The sequence below is a fragment of the Enterobacter sp. BNK-8 genome (assembly GCF_048685095.1).
Classification (GTDB): domain Bacteria; phylum Pseudomonadota; class Gammaproteobacteria; order Enterobacterales; family Enterobacteriaceae; genus Enterobacter; species Enterobacter quasiroggenkampii.
The window spans coordinates 2,285,007-2,298,291 of record NZ_JBLQTN010000001.1; the positions used below are offsets into that span (position 1 = coordinate 2,285,007).

Annotated in this window: 12 protein-coding genes and 1 other annotated feature; of the genes, 7 read left to right on the top strand and 5 right to left on the bottom strand. The window is 56.6% G+C overall.

The window, feature by feature from the left end; all coding sequences use genetic code 11:
- Window positions 1–46: 46 nt before the first annotated feature.
- The gene (gene topA / locus ACMGGU_RS11075; protein ID WP_059365098.1) at window positions 47–2,644 is read right to left on the bottom strand and encodes a type I DNA topoisomerase; all 2,598 of its coding nucleotides are present in this window, start codon (window positions 2,642–2,644) and stop codon (window positions 47–49) included.
- Between the two features lie 399 nt (window positions 2,645–3,043).
- Here topA and ACMGGU_RS11080 point away from each other — a divergent pair, with 399 nt between their 5' ends.
- Complete coding sequence (locus ACMGGU_RS11080; RefSeq protein WP_003856804.1) at window positions 3,044–3,295, top strand: YciN family protein; 252 nt, start codon at window positions 3,044–3,046, stop codon at window positions 3,293–3,295.
- Window positions 3,296–3,329: 34 nt separating this feature from the next.
- On the opposite strand, the gene sohB is transcribed toward ACMGGU_RS11080, so the two are convergent.
- Window positions 3,330–4,376: a protease SohB gene (gene sohB / locus ACMGGU_RS11085; protein ID WP_048029763.1), complete on the bottom strand. Its 1,047-nt coding sequence runs from the start codon at window positions 4,374–4,376 to the stop codon at window positions 3,330–3,332.
- Window positions 4,377–4,627: 251 nt separating this feature from the next.
- On the opposite strand from sohB, the gene ACMGGU_RS11090 reads away from it, so the two are divergent.
- Together ACMGGU_RS11090 and cobO are read left to right on the top strand one after the other, a co-directional pair.
- A complete protein-coding gene (locus ACMGGU_RS11090) occupies window positions 4,628–5,389 on the top strand; it encodes a YciK family oxidoreductase (RefSeq protein ID WP_420300548.1) in 762 nt (253 codons plus the stop codon).
- Entirely contained in the window at window positions 5,386–5,976 is a 591-nt protein-coding gene (gene cobO / locus ACMGGU_RS11095; RefSeq protein ID WP_420300549.1) for a cob(I)yrinic acid a,c-diamide adenosyltransferase, read from the top strand. Before ACMGGU_RS11090 ends, cobO begins: the two co-directional genes overlap by 4 nt.
- Before the next feature lie 35 nt (window positions 5,977–6,011).
- Here the strand turns inward: cobO and rluB are convergent, their stop codons facing one another.
- From rluB to rnm, 3 genes are all read right to left on the bottom strand, one after another.
- Window positions 6,012–6,887 (bottom strand): 23S rRNA pseudouridine(2605) synthase RluB, encoded by an 876-nt coding sequence (gene rluB / locus ACMGGU_RS11100; protein WP_420300550.1) that lies wholly within the window; start codon window positions 6,885–6,887, stop codon window positions 6,012–6,014.
- Window positions 6,888–6,983: 96 nt separating this feature from the next.
- Complete coding sequence (locus ACMGGU_RS11105) at window positions 6,984–7,604, bottom strand: L-threonylcarbamoyladenylate synthase (RefSeq protein ID WP_003856793.1); 621 nt, start codon at window positions 7,602–7,604, stop codon at window positions 6,984–6,986.
- Entirely contained in the window at window positions 7,601–8,482 is an 882-nt protein-coding gene (gene rnm / locus ACMGGU_RS11110) for an RNase RNM (RefSeq protein ID WP_420300551.1), read from the bottom strand. Before rnm ends, ACMGGU_RS11105 begins: the two co-directional genes overlap by 4 nt.
- A gap of 139 nt (window positions 8,483–8,621) precedes the next feature.
- Here rnm and trpL point away from each other — a divergent pair, with 139 nt between their 5' ends.
- The 4 genes from trpL to trpCF all read left to right on the top strand — a co-directional run bounded on the left by trpL (window position 8,622) and on the right by trpCF (window position 13,281).
- Window positions 8,622–8,666 (top strand): trp operon leader peptide, encoded by a 45-nt coding sequence (gene trpL, locus ACMGGU_RS11115; protein WP_106993556.1) that lies wholly within the window; start codon window positions 8,622–8,624, stop codon window positions 8,664–8,666.
- Window positions 8,643–8,736, top strand: a sequence feature (Trp leader region). Its footprint overlaps the gene before it by 24 nt.
- A 25-nt stretch (window positions 8,737–8,761) precedes the next feature.
- Complete coding sequence (locus tag ACMGGU_RS11120; RefSeq protein WP_395299354.1) at window positions 8,762–10,324, top strand: anthranilate synthase component 1; 1,563 nt, start codon at window positions 8,762–8,764, stop codon at window positions 10,322–10,324.
- Window positions 10,324–11,919: a bifunctional anthranilate synthase glutamate amidotransferase component TrpG/anthranilate phosphoribosyltransferase TrpD gene (gene trpD / locus ACMGGU_RS11125; RefSeq protein ID WP_008502806.1), complete on the top strand. Its 1,596-nt coding sequence runs from the start codon at window positions 10,324–10,326 to the stop codon at window positions 11,917–11,919. Before ACMGGU_RS11120 ends, trpD begins: the two co-directional genes overlap by 1 nt.
- Window positions 11,920–11,922: 3 nt before the next feature.
- Complete coding sequence (trpCF, locus tag ACMGGU_RS11130; protein ID WP_008502805.1) at window positions 11,923–13,281, top strand: bifunctional indole-3-glycerol-phosphate synthase TrpC/phosphoribosylanthranilate isomerase TrpF; 1,359 nt, start codon at window positions 11,923–11,925, stop codon at window positions 13,279–13,281.
- Window positions 13,282–13,285: the final 4 nt, after the last annotated feature.

The following is a 13,285-nucleotide window of genomic DNA, read 5'->3' on the forward strand; positions in this document are numbered from 1 at the left end:
GGCCGGAAATCCGGCCCTTTCACAGGTAAGTTACGGTTAGGGAAGATTATTTCTTGCCTTCAACCCATTTGCCATCGACAAAGAAGGCTGACCATCCGGTCGCTTTACCCTCTTTCTCTGCCGCAACATACTGCTGCTTAGTTTTACGGCTAAACCGCACCACGGTTTTGTTGCCTTCCGGATCCTGCTGTGGCGCATCGGCCAGATAACGCAGTTTCTCCGGCAGACGATCGCGGAAGCGATGCAGCTCTTCCACCAGCGGCGCGCGGGTTTCACGCGATTTTGGGAAGGTGTTGGCGGCCAGGAAGACACCTGCCGCGCCGTCACGCAGCACGAAGTATGCGTCGGATTTCTCGCACGGCAACTCTGGCAGCGGAACCGGATCTTCCTTCGGCGGAGCCACTTCACCGTTACGCAGAATTTTGCGCGTGTTTTTGCATTCATCGTTGGTGCAGGCCATGTACTTACCGAAACGCCCCATTTTCAGGTGCATTTCAGAACCACACTTCTCGCACTCCACAATCGGGCCGTCATAGCCTTTAATGCGGAACTCGCCCTCTTCGATCTCATACCCGTCACACGTTGGGTTATTACCACACACGTGCAGCTTGCGTTTTGGATCGATCAGGTAGCTGTCCATTGCCGTGCCGCATTTTTTGCAGCGGCGCTTGGCACGCAGAGCGTTAGTTTCCGCATCGTCACCTTCCAGCACGTTGAGAACTTCATTCTCCGGCACCAGGTTGATGGTGGTTTTGCAGCGCTCTTTTGGCGACAGCGCATAGCCGGAGCAGCCCAGGAACACGCCCGTGGTGGCAGTACGGATCCCCATCTTGCGGCCACAGGTTGGGCAGTCGATGCTGGTCAGTACCATCTGGTTAGGCAGCATGCCGCCCTCTTCAGGGTCTTTCTCCGCTTTTTCAAGCTGGTCGGTGAAATCGCTGAAGAAGCTGTCGAGGACCTTTTTCCATTCTGCCTGGTGGCTGGCAACCTGGTCGAGACTGTCTTCCATTTGCGCGGTGAAATCGTAGTTCATCAGCTCGCGGAAGTTGGCTTCCAGACGATCGGTGACGATCTCACCCATTTTTTCCGCATAGAAACGACGGTTTTCAACACGGACGTAACCGCGATCCTGAATCGTCGAGATAATTGACGCGTAGGTCGACGGACGGCCAATACCGCGTTTTTCCAGCTCTTTTACCAGAGATGCTTCACTGAAGCGTGCAGGTGGCTTGGTGAAGTGCTGAGCCGGGATCAGCTCAACCAGAGACAGTTCATCACCTTTGTTCACCGCTGGCAGCGTTCGATCTTCATCACCTTTACGCAGCGCAGGCATCACTTTCGTCCAGCCGTCGAAACGCAGAATACGACCGCGCGCCTTGAGACGGAAATCACCCGCCCCGACGGTCAGCGTGGTGGAGTCGTACTGGGCCGGGGTCATCTGGCACGCAACAAACTGACGCCAGATCAGCTGATACAGCTTCTGCGCGTCGGCTTCCATATCTTTCAGCGATTCAGCGAGCACAGAGACATCAGAAGGACGAATCGCTTCGTGCGCTTCCTGAGAATTCTCTTTGCTGGCAAACTGGTTAGCGCTTTCCGGCAGGTATTTCTTACCGAAGTTGTCGCTAATGTAGCCACGCACCATGTTGACCGCGTCCTGACTCAGGTTGGTTGAGTCGGTACGCATGTAGGTGATGTAACCCGCTTCATACAAGCGCTGGGCCATCATCATGGTTTTCTTCACGCCGTAACCCAGACGGGTGCTTGCCGCCTGTTGCAGGGTGGAGGTGATAAACGGCGCACCAGGCTTGCTGCTGGTCGGTTTGTCTTCACGTTCCAGTACCTGATAGCGTGCCTTTTCCAGCAGCGCCACGGCGGCCATGGTCTGGTCGCGGTTTTCCGGACGGAAAGGCTTATCGTTCTGATGGCTTACCTGCAGCGGCAGAGCGTCACCGCCCGGCGTTGTCACATTGGCATCAACTTCCCAGAACTCTTCCGGCACGAAGGCTTTAATTTCGCGCTCACGCTCAACGACCAGACGCACGGCGACGGATTGCACGCGACCTGCGGACAGGCCACGGGCAATCTTCTTCCACAGCAGTGGAGAAACCATGTAACCCACGACGCGGTCCATAAAGCGACGCGCCTGCTGGGCGTTGACGCGGTCGATATTCAGCTCGCCCGGCTTCTCAAACGCCTGACGAATCGCATTCTTCGTAATTTCGTTAAACACTACGCGGCTGTAGCGTTTGTCATCACCCCCGATCACTTCCCGCAGGTGCCACGCAATGGCTTCCCCTTCGCGGTCAAGGTCGGTTGCGAGATAGATGTGGTCTGCTTTTTCAGCCAGCTGCTTCAGCTCGTTAACGACTTTTTCTTTCCCTGGAAGCACTTCATATTGTGCATCCCAGTTATGCCATGGGTTAACACCCATGCGGTTGACAAGCGCGCTACGTTCATCCTTTTTAGGCTTTTTAGCCCCTTTGGTGGAGGTAGAGTCTGCGCTCTTTTTGCTGGCTGAGCCACTGGTCGGCAAATCGCGGATATGACCCACGCTGGACTTAACCACGTAGTCATTACCCAGATACTTATTGATCGTTTTGGCTTTTGCCGGGGACTCAACGATGACGAGAGCTTTACCCATATTCACCTTTACCTAATTTAATTCTTCCAGGAATACGCCGCACGTTGATTTCCCTTCCGCTGACGACGAGCCAATGATATTGCGACTGCGTCAGGAGATATCAACCCCTTTGTCTTACCGGGCGTTAAAGAAAAGCCGCCCAGGTGATTGAGTTCTCGGGTATTTTTCTCACATCTCGTGTAATTCGTGACGAATTCCCGGTTGAATGTCAAGCAATTCTGTTGCCAGAATGACGAAAGCGCACACTCTACCTGATAAAATTCGTTACGCAACTTTATTAGCATGCAAAAGCAAATCCTGCCAGCCAGGCCCCTGCAGCTTATCCCCTCACATTACAGGGAAAATTTGCCCCCAAAGCGCCCTCGGCGTAGACTATTGTCACTGTTTAAGGAGTGGATTATGCAGAATACGACCCAACCTATTGACCGAGCCTCTCTGCTTATCGAAGCAAACAAGCTTATTCGTGACCATGAAGATACGCTGGCAGGCATTGAAGCCACCGGCGTAGAGCAGCGAAATGGCGTGCTGGTTTTCAGCGGCGAATACTTCCTTGATGAACAGGGCTTGCCGACCCCGAAAAGCACCGCCGTGTTTAACATGTTTAAATACCTGGCGCACACGCTTTCCGAGAAATATCACCTGGTCGATTAACGCAAAACGCGAGGCATAAGCCTCGCGTTTTTGTTTACAGCAGCGGTTTTTGTCCGCGCTGTAGCCAGCGGAGCAGCAGGCGGTCCGCGCTTTCTGCGGCACTGTTGGTAAAGCGGTCAAGGAGTCGCTTGCGCTGGGCAAAGCGGACGCCTACCAGTTCCCGGCCTTCCATCAGGTTGAGCAGCAGATCGTCACTGGTTCCGACTTCATCCACCAGCCCTTTCTCCTGCGCCTGAACGCCGTACCAGTGCTCACCCGTCGCGACCTGCTCAATGTCCAGCGTCGGGCGCATACGGTGCACAAAGTCTTTAAAGAGATGATGCGTTTCGTTGAGATCCTCACGGAATTTTTGGCGCCCTTCTTCCGTGTTTTCACCCAGCAGCGTCAGGGTGCGTTTGTACTGACCCGCCGTGTGAAGTTCGATATCAATCTCTTTATTTTTCAGGAAGCGGTTAAAGTTCGGGATCTGCGCGACCACGCCGATCGAGCCAATAATAGAAAACGGTGCGGCCACAATTTTGTCCGCCACGCAGGCCATCATGTAGCCACCGCTCGCCGCCACTTTATCTACGGCTACGGTCAGCGGGATCTGTTTTTCACGCAGGCGCTGTAGCTGAGAAGCGGCCAGGCCGTAGCCATGCACGACACCTCCCGGGCTTTCAAGACGAACAACAACCTGATCCTGCGGCGTCGCCACGGCCAGAACGGCCGTCACTTCCTCCCGCAAAGAGGACACTTCATGCGCATCCATGCTGCCCTTAAAATCGAGCACGTAGACGCGGGGCGTGACCTTATCCTGTGGCGTATTGAGCTTCGCCTTTGCTTTTGCCGCTTTGGCTTCCTGTTTATGCTTTTTCTTCTGCGCTTTGAGCCACAGTTTCTGTTGATGACTGTCAAGCAGCGCCAGAGACATCTCTTCCTGCATCTCTTTATACTGCTCGCTCAGGCGGGTGATGCGTAACTCCCCACGCTGACGCTTGCGCTGCGTCAGGTTGACAATCAGAACGGCAACCACCGCAATGGCAATCACCACCGTCGCGATTTTCGCCAAAAACAACCCATATTGAGAAAGTAATTCCACGCGTTCCACCTTGATTTAACCACGAATCTTTCACGGCAGTGTACAACAGCCCTGCCCATGCGTCTCGCTCGTGACATTACCTCTGCGAGCCGCCTTCAGGAATCCCCGGTCTGGCGTTTAAATATTTGCAAATTGTTAATTTTACAGCAATGCGTCCTGTAGACTGATTGAATTATCAGGCGAATTCGGGCATAAAGCCGAAAAGTCACAAAAGAAGGCGTCTTTGAGTCACCGTGCGCCGAGGAGTCACCTTGCATTATCAACCGCAAAAAAATCTGCTGCAGAACCGCATCATTCTTGTCACTGGGGCCAGCGACGGGATTGGCCGTGAAGCGGCGCTGACCTACGCTGAGTATGGCGCGATCGTCATCCTGACCGGCCGCAACGAAGAAAAACTTAAAGGGGTGGCGCAGGAGATTGAAGCCGCAGGTGGGATTCCCGCTCGCTGGTACACGCTCGATCTGCTCACCTGCACGCCCGCGTCATGTCATGAGCTTGCTCACCGCATCAGCACCCATTACCCGCGCCTGGACGGCGTACTGCACAATGCCGGCTTGCTTGGCGAAGTTCGCCCGATGGATGAACAGGATCCCGAGATCTGGCAGGAGGTCATGCAGGTCAACGTCAACGGGACGTTTTTCCTGACCCAGGCACTGCTTCCTTTATTACTCAAATCGGATTCGGGTTCACTGGTGTTCACCTCCTCCAGCGTAGGCCGTGAGGGGCGTGCAAACTGGGGTGCCTATGCCGTATCAAAATTCGCGACCGAAGGCATGATGCAGGTGCTGGCAGAGGAGTACCAAAGCCGCCATCTGCGCGTAAACTGCATTAACCCGGGCGGTACGCGCACCAAAATGCGCGCCAGCGCCTTCCCAACGGAAGATCCGCAGAAGCTGAAAACGCCGGCAGACATTATGCCGCTCTATCTCTGGCTAATGGGCGACGACAGCCGCCGCAAAACCGGGATGACCTTTGACGCCCAGCCAGGCCGTAAACCAGGAATATCGCAATGAGTGAAGAACGTCACCAGCAGCGCCAGCAGCGTCTGAAGGAACAGGTTGATGCGCGCGTCGCGGCCGCTCAGGATGAGCGCGGGATCGTCATCGTCTTTACAGGCAACGGCAAAGGGAAAACCACGGCCGCATTCGGCACGGCGACACGCGCCGTCGGCCACGGACAGAAGGTCGGCGTTATCCAGTTTATTAAAGGTGAGTGGCCTAACGGCGAGCGTAATCTGCTTGAGCCCCACGGCGTTGAGTTCCAGGTGATGGCGACCGGATTTACGTGGGACACCCAGAACCGCGAAACCGATACCGCAGCCTGTCTGGCCGTCTGGGAGCACGCTAAAAGAATGCTGGCCGATCCTTCACTCAATATGGTTCTGCTGGATGAGATCACCTATATGGTCGCCTACGACTATTTGCCGCTGGAAGACGTGCTTAATGCACTGAAAAACCGTCCCGCCCATCAGACGGTTATCATCACGGGCCGCGGGTGCCATCGGGATATTCTGGACCTGGCAGATACCGTCAGCGAGCTGCGTCCGGTAAAACATGCGTTTGATGCGGGCATCAAAGCGCAAATGGGGATTGATTACTAAAGAAAAAAGCCCGGTGTCTTCACCGGGCTTTTACATTAACTGTTGTTATTACGGCTGCCAGAGCGGCGGTTGCTGCTCACCTGGCTGTGACGCTTCACCGCACGGCGAATCTGGTTCGCCTTCATGCGGCGACGATCTTTTTCCACCGCCACTTTAGAGGTGGTTTCCGGCGTCAGGCCGACCAGCTCGCGCAGGTAGTTGGTCTGGGTCAGATCCAGTTCAGTATATCCCCCACGCGGCAGGCCTTTTGGCAGCAGGATGTCGCCGTAACGGACACGGATCAGGCGGCTAACCTGCACGCCTACCGCTTCCCAGAGACGACGCACCTCGCGGTTGCGGCCTTCGGTCAGGGTCACGTTGTACCACTGGTTGATGCCTTCCCCACCGGTAAATTTGATGGTTTTGAACGCCGCAGGACCGTCTTCCAGCTGAACGCCACGCGACAGGTCGCGCAGCTTATTCTCGTCAACCTGGCCGAACACACGCACGGCGTATTCACGTTCCACTTCACGGCTTGGGTGCATCAGACGGTTTGCCAGTTCACCATCGGTGGTAAACAGCAGCAGACCGCAGGTATTCACGTCCAGACGACCAACGGCAATCCAACGAGCGCCACGCAGTTTAGGCAGACGGTCAAACACCGTCGGGCGACCTTCCGGGTCATTGCGGGTACACAGCTCGCCTTCCGGCTTGTAGTAAGCCAGCACGCGGCAGATTTGTTCAGCAGACTCTTTCACGGAGATAATATGACCGTCGATACGGATCTTCAGCCCCGGTACGATTTCTACGCGGTCACCCAGCGTGGCGATTTTACCGTCCACACTCACGCGGCCCGCTTCAATAATGGCTTCGATTTCACGGCGTGAACCGTGGCCGGCACGCGCCAGCACTTTCTGTAACTTCTCGCTCATTGAGCTTCCTCAGGTGTCGCCTTCACAGGCGTCGAATCAGGTCAAAAGAGGGCTGAGCCCTGCTTTGATGGCCGCGTAGTATATCTGCTTATACCATTACAAGAAAGGCTTTACGTCACCCACGCCTTCTCGAATCACTTCCGGTGCATCTTCGGTTAAGTCGACCACGGTGGTTGGCTGCTGGCCGAGATAACCGCCATGAATAATCAGCTCGACCACCTTCTCCAGACGATCTTTGATCTCTTCCGGATCGGACTCGGTAAACTCGCTGCCCGGCAGCATCAGCGAGGTAGAGAGCATCGGCTCGCCGAGGGTTTCCAGCAGCGCCTGCGCAATCGGGTTCGACGGCACGCGCATGCCGATCGTCTTACGCTTTTCCTGCAGCAGGCGGCGCGGCACCTCTTTCGTCCCTTTCAGGATGAAGGTGTAGTTGCCCGGCGTGTTGTTCTTGATCAGGCGAAACGCCACGTTATCCACATAAGCATAGGTGGACAGCTCAGAGAGATCGCGGCACATCAGGGTAAAGTTATGGCCGTCCGGCAGTTGGCGAATACGGCAAATGCGTTCCATCGCCCCTTTATCTTCGATTTTGCAGCCCAGCGCGTAGCCGGAATCGGTCGGGTAGACAATCACGCCGCCTTTGCGGACGATCTCCACGGCCTGGTTAATCAGACGTGGCTGCGGGTTATCCGGATGGATATAGAAAAACTGACTCATACTTCCCTCTCTTCAATTTGCTGCGGCTGTTCCCAGAGCTGCCAGACCGGCTCAACGCCAGCGGGCAGCCAGAGCTTGCGCCCCAGTTCGATCCAGGCGCAGGGCTGATGGAAATCAGAACCCTGTGAGCCAAGCAGACCGTACTGTCGGGCATAGGTCGCGAGCTGCGCGCGCTCATTGGGCGCCTGCTGACACTGGGCGACTTCCATCGCCTCACCACCATTTTCGGCAAAGTGCGCCAGCAGCCTTTTCAGCCATTTAGCAGAAAGATTATACCGCCCCGGATGGGCCAGCACGGCCTTACCGCCAGAATGATGAATCACATCAATAGCTTGTTTTATTGTACACCACTGTGGCGGAACGTATCCGGTTTTCCCGCGCGCCAGATACTTTTTAAAGACATCCGCCATCGTCGTGGCTTTACCCGCCTCTACCAGAAAACGGGCGAAATGACCGCGCGTGACAGCCCCGCCGTTCGCCAGCTTTTGGGCACCTTCCAGCGCGCCCGCAATATGCGCCTTTTCCAGACGTTCGCCGATCATCTCTGCGCGCTGGTTGCGGCGCGTTTTTTGTTCTTGCAAAAAAGCAGTCAGTGCCGGATGGTCTATATCGATGTTCAGGCCAACGATATGAATCTCATGGTTTTCCCAGACGGTCGAAATTTCGACACCGGAGACCAGATTAAGCGCCAGCCCGCTGCGGGCGATCTCGGCGCGCGCCGCCGGAATGGCATCCGTCGTATCGTGATCGGTTATCGCCAGCGTACCGACGCGCATTTCAACGGCACGATGAACCAGGGCTTCGGGTGTCAGCAGGCCATCAGAGGCCTGAGTATGGCTGTGTAAATCATAAATAATAGCGTAGGTGGTATCGCTCAAAGCACTTCCCATAACAGGTTGGAGACATCCGAAACCATCATGATACCGACTTATATCGAAATTCTGAAATCAAGGGTTGACAATACGCCATCGAACTAGTTAACTAGTACGCAAGTTCACACGAGAAAGGTATCTGAAAATGACAGCACATTTCACTCTGCACGGTTGGTGGCGTACTTCCTGATCATCGGGCAGTGTCACGCGTCTGCGAAATGCAAACAGATACCCGCCCGCTACCCAGCGGGCTTTTTTTTGAACAGAATAAATGAGAACACCAACATGCAAACAGCCAAACCCCATCTTGAATTGCTGACCTGCGAGGCGGCCTATCGCCACAACCCGACCGCGCTGTTTCATCAGGTGTGCGGGGCTCGCCCGGCTACGCTGCTACTGGAATCTGCGGACATTGACAGCAAGGACGATCTCAAGAGCCTGCTGCTGGTCGACAGCGCGTTGCGCATTACCGCCCTAGGTGACACTGTCACAATCAAGGCCTTATCAGACAACGGCGCCTCGCTGCTGCCGCTGCTGGATGCCGCCCTGCCTTCAGGCATCGAAAACGAACGTCATCCAGAAATGCGCATTCTGCATTTCCCGCCGGTTAGCCAGCTGCTGGATGAAGACGCGCGCCTGTGCTCCCTTTCCGTCTTTGATGCCTTCCGCCTGCTGCAGAACCTGGTCACCGTTCCGCACGATGAGCGTGAAGCGATGTTCTTTGGCGGGCTGTTTGCCTACGACCTGGTCGCCGGATTTGAAGATTTACCGGAAACCGAGCAGGGCAATCGCTGCCCGGACTATTGCTTCTATCTGGCCGAAACCCTGCTGGTGATCGACCATCAGAAACAGTACACCCGTATCCAGGCCAGCCTGTTCACGCCTTCGACCGCTGAGAAAAACCGTCTTGAGCACCGTATCGCGCAGCTTCAGCAGCAGATGACGGAAGCGCCACCTGCACTGCCGGTACAGCGCGTGGAAAAAATGACCTGCGATGTGAACCAGACCGACGATCAGTACGGTGCCGTGGTTCGCCAGATGCAAAAAGCGATTCGCGCCGGGGAAATTTTCCAGGTTGTACCGTCCCGTCGCTTCTCTCTGCCCTGCCCGTCTCCGCTGGCCGCTTACGACGTGCTGAAAAAGAGCAACCCAAGCCCGTACATGTTCTTTATGCAAGACAACGACTTCACGCTGTTCGGCGCCTCGCCGGAAAGCTCGCTGAAATATGACGCCGCCAGCCGCCAGATTGAGATCTACCCGATCGCCGGAACCCGTCCACGTGGACGTCGCGCAGACGGCTCGCTGGATCGCGATCTCGACAGCCGTATCGAGCTGGAAATGCGCACCGACCATAAAGAGCTCTCCGAGCATCTGATGCTGGTTGACCTGGCACGTAACGACCTGGCTCGTATTTGCACCCCAGGCAGCCGCTACGTGGCGGACCTGACTAAAGTCGACCGCTATTCGTTCGTGATGCACCTGGTCTCCCGCGTGGTCGGTGAGCTGCGCCAGGACCTCGACGTGCTGCACGCCTACCGCGCCTGCATGAACATGGGCACCCTGAGCGGTGCGCCGAAAGTGCGCGCTATGCAGCTGATTGCCGCCGCCGAAGGGCGTCGTCGCGGCAGCTACGGCGGCGCGGTGGGTTACTTCACCGCCCATGGTGACCTCGATACCTGCATCGTGATCCGCTCCGCCTATGTTGAAGACGGTATTGCCACCGTCCAGGCGGGTGCCGGGATTGTTCTTGATTCTGTTCCGCAGTCTGAAGCTGACGAAACGCGCAGCAAAGCCCGTGCGGTCCTTCGCGCCATTGCTACCGCACACCACGCACAGGAGATTTTCTGATGGCTGACATTCTGCTGCTCGATAATATCGACTCCTTTACCTACAACCTGGCAGATCAGCTGCGTGCGAATGGCCATAACGTCGTTATCTATCGTAACCATGTACCGGCGCAAACCCTGATTGACCGTCTGGCCACCATGCAAAACCCGGTGCTGATGCTCTCTCCGGGGCCAGGCGCGCCGAGCGAAGCGGGCTGTATGCCAGAGCTGCTGACCCGTATGCGCGGCAAGCTGCCGATTATCGGCATCTGCCTGGGCCATCAGGCGATTGTTGAAGCCTATGGCGGCTACGTTGGCCAGGCAGGTGAAATCCTCCACGGTAAAGCGTCCAGCATTGAACATGACGGCCAGGCGATGTTTGCCGGGCTGCCGAATCCGCTCCCGGTCGCGCGCTACCACTCGCTGGTCGGCAGCAACATTCCCGCCGGGCTGACGATCAACGCCTCGTTTGAAGGGATGGTGATGGCGGTACGTCACGACGCGGATCGCGTCTGCGGGATGCAGTTCCATCCGGAATCCATCCTGACCTCCCACGGTGCCCGCCTGCTGGAGCAGACACTCGACTGGGCGTTACAGAAGCTGGAGCAGACCAACACCCTGCAGCCGATTCTGGAAAAACTGTATCAGGCGCAAACCCTGAGCCAGCAGGAGAGCCACCAGCTCTTCTCCGCCGTGGTTCGCGGTGAGCTGAAGCCGGAACAGCTCGCAGCCGCACTGGTGAGCATGAAGGTCCGCGGTGAAAGCCCGCAGGAGATCGCCGGTGCCGCCACGGCCCTGCTGGAAAATGCCGCCCCGTTCCCGCGTCCGGACTATCCGTTTGCCGATATCGTCGGCACCGGCGGTGACGGCAGCAACAGTATCAATATTTCAACCGCCAGCGCCTTTGTGGCCGCAGCGTGTGGCCTGAAAGTGGCGAAGCACGGTAACCGCAGCGTGTCCAGCCGGTCAGGCTCGTCTGATTTACTCGCGGCATTCGGCATTAATCTCGATATGAACGCCGAACGTTCCCGTGAAGCGCTGGATGACCTGGGCGTCTGCTTCCTGTTTGCGCCGAAGTATCACACCGGTTTCCGCCACGCAATGCCGGTTCGTCAGCAGCTTAAAACCCGCACGCTGTTTAACGTGCTCGGCCCCCTGATCAACCCGGCCCATCCGCCGCTGGCGCTGATCGGTGTCTACAGTCCGGAACTGGTCCTGCCGATTGCCGAGACCTTGCGCGTGCTGGGTTACCAGCGTGCCGCCGTGGTGCACAGCGGCGGAATGGACGAAGTGTCACTGCATGCGCCGACGCTGGTAGCCGAACTGCGCGACGGTGAAATCCTGAGCTACCAGCTCGAAGCCGCTGACTTTGGTTTAACTCCGTATCACCAGGAAGCGCTGGCCGGCGGTACCCCGGAAGAAAACCGTGACATTCTGACGCGCTTATTACAAGGTAAGGGAGAGGTCGCCCATGAGGCCGCCGTTGCCGCCAACGTCGCCATGCTGATGCGTTTGCACGGCGAGGAAGACCTGAAGGCCAACGTTCAAAAAGTTCTGGATGTACTGCGCTCCGGTGCAGCTTACGATCGCGTTACCGCACTTGCGGCAAGAGGGTAAAGAATGCAGACCGTTTTAGCGAAAATCGTTGCCGATAAGGCCATCTGGGTGGAAGCCCGCAAGCAACAGCAGCCGCTTGCCAGTTTTCAGAATGACGTCGTCCCGAGCAGCCGTCGTTTCTATGACGCCCTGCAGGGTGCGCGCACCGCGTTTATTCTTGAGTGCAAAAAAGCGTCTCCGTCTAAAGGCGTTATCCGTGACGATTTCGACCCGGCGCGTATTGCCGGCATTTATAAGCATCATGCGTCAGCCATCTCCGTGCTGACGGATGAGAAATATTTTCAGGGCAGCTTCGATTTTCTGCCGATCGTCAGCGGCATCGCGCCGCAGCCGATCCTGTGCAAAGACTTTATCATTGACCCGTATCAGATCTGGCTGGCGCGCTTTTACCAGGCTGACGCCTGCCTGCTGATGCTCTCGGTGCTTGACGACGAGCAGTATCGCCAGCTCTCTGCCGTCGCGCACAGCCTGAAAATGGGCGTGCTGACCGAAGTGAGTAATGAAGAGGAGCTGGAGCGTGCGATTGCGCTGGAAGCCAAAGTGGTAGGCATTAATAACCGCGATCTGCGTGATCTGTCCATTGACCTGAACCGTACGCGCCAGCTGGCGCCGCGTCTGGGATCTGGCGTCACGGTGATCAGCGAATCCGGCATTAACAGCTACGCCCAGGTGCGCGAGCTGAGCCACTTCGCCAACGGTTTCCTGATTGGCTCCGCCATGATGGAACATGACGATCTCAATGCGGCAGTACGTCGCGTGCTGCTGGGTGAAAACAAAGTCTGCGGCTTAACCCGCGAACAGGACGCCCAGGCCGCGTATGAAGCCGGAGCGATTTACGGCGGGCTGATTTTTGTGGATTCCTCCCCTCGCGCGGTCAGCGAAGAGCAGGCGCGTAAGGTCATCGCCGCGGCTCCGCTCAGCTATGTTGGCGTGTTCCGCAATGCAGATATCGCAGAGGTGGTTGAAAAAGCCGACGCGTTATCCCTGAGCGCGGTGCAGCTTCACGGCGATGAAGATCAGGCCTATATCGATGCCCTGCGCGCCACGCTGGCACCGCAGGTACAGATCTGGAAAGCGCAACGCGTTGACGATACGTTGCCCCCGCGTAACCTGAACCACGTGGATAAATACGTCCTCGATAACGGCCAGGGCGGAACCGGCCAGCGTTTTGACTGGTCTCTGCTGAACGGTGAAAAGCTGGACAACGTCCTGCTGGCGGGCGGTTTAAGCCCGGACAACTGTGTAGAAGCCGCGAAAACCGGCTGCGCAGGCCTCGATTTCAATTCAGGCGTAGAGTCCCAGCCGGGTAGTAAAGATGCCAGCAAACTGGCCTCGGTTTTTAAAACTCTGCGTGCATATTAAGGAA